This window comes from Vibrio sp. 10N.222.46.A1 (assembly GCF_041473595.1).
Lineage (GTDB): Bacteria > Pseudomonadota > Gammaproteobacteria > Enterobacterales > Vibrionaceae > Vibrio > Vibrio tasmaniensis_A.
In genome coordinates, this window is record NZ_JBFRSN010000493.1 from 1 (window position 1) to 1354 (window position 1354).

Consider the following 1354-nt stretch of genomic DNA (forward strand, 5'->3'; position numbering starts at 1 on the left):
CCTTATATCCGTTAAAAGGCCAACCTTTGGCACACCTGCACGGCTTAATTCATCAAGTAAGATAACCACTTCAGCGTAAGGCGTTGCAGCATCACCGCCAACCGCCACTGGAGAATTTGGGTTCAGAGACAGTTCCGCCTTCACTCGGACGATAATATCTTCCAGAGACAAGCCTCGCTGAACCTCTTCGTTATTAACGCTCAAACCAAGCTCACCATCTTTGTTCACTTCAACGATAATGAAACTCGCGTTGTCGTCACCCAATAGATCTTGTGCAGATTTGGCAGTTGAAGCTTGAGGCAATTCAACATCTACGCCTTGAGTAACAAACGGTGAAGTCACCATAAAAATGATCAGTAAAACAAGCATAACGTCGATGTAAGGTACAACATTAATCTCAGCTGTCATTTTGCGTTTTTTAGGTTGGTATCCGGCCATCTATTATTCCCTGCCAGCCATCGCTTGACGGTGAAGAATGCTATGGAACTCTTCAGAGAAAGTCGCGTAGTTATGCTCTAGCTTACCAACTCGGCTGCTAAAACGGTTATACGCCATCACAGCTGGAATCGCCGCGAATAGGCCCATTGCTGTCGCGATCAGTGCTTCTGCAATACCAGGAGCAACCATTGCTAATGTCGCTTGCTTCACTTCACCTAATGCGATGAATGAGTGCATGATGCCCCAAACCGTACCAAATAGGCCAATGTATGGGCTGATAGAACCGACGGTCGCCAAAAAAGGTAAGTTCGTTTCCAGTTCATCAACTTCGCGAGCAACCGCAACACGCATTGCACGACCAGTGCCTTCCATGATGAAGTCTGGAGACGCTGCATTTGATTTTCGAAGGCGAGCAAACTCTGTGAAGCCGGCGTAGAAAATCTCTTCAGTACCAGAGAGTTCGTCTTTGCGCTTATTACTCTCTTGATACAATTTAGCGAGATCAACACCAGACCAGAACTTATCTTCAAACACGTCAGTTTGTTTAGTAGCTTGAGATAATACTTTGCTTCGTTTGATGATCATCGCCCAAGAAACAACAGACATGCCCATGAGAATTAGCATGACCATCTTAACTAGTAAGCTAGCTTCTAAAATTAGGCCTAAGATTGAGATTTCAGCAGTCACTATTCGTTAGCTCCGTGAGAATAAATGTTGGCATTGCTTTGGGTTTCATTTTTTGATTGTCGATACATGCTACCTTAACCATTGCTTTACACAATGCTTTGCCATCAGGATTTACGATCTCTTGACAGAAGACCAAGGTAGCTCGCTTCAACTCGTAAATATTTGTAATGACTTGTAAAGAATCATCAAGGCGCGCACCTTGAATAAAATCGATGTCCATATGTCGGAC

3 protein-coding genes are annotated in these 1354 nt (G+C 44.3%); all 3 read right to left on the reverse strand.

The window, feature by feature from the left end:
- On the reverse strand, nucleotides 1-438 hold a 438-nt coding region (gene tolR / locus AB4496_RS14525), incomplete at its 3' end, for a protein TolR (protein WP_372131216.1).
- Between the two features lie 3 nt (nucleotides 439-441).
- Complete coding sequence (tolQ, locus tag AB4496_RS14530) at nucleotides 442-1125, reverse strand: protein TolQ (protein ID WP_009846377.1); 684 nt, start codon at nucleotides 1123-1125, stop codon at nucleotides 442-444.
- The coding region (locus tag AB4496_RS14535; RefSeq protein WP_372131218.1) for a thioesterase family protein at nucleotides 1115-1354 on the reverse strand (240 nt) is incomplete at its 5' end. The genes AB4496_RS14535 and tolQ, both read right to left, overlap by 11 nt.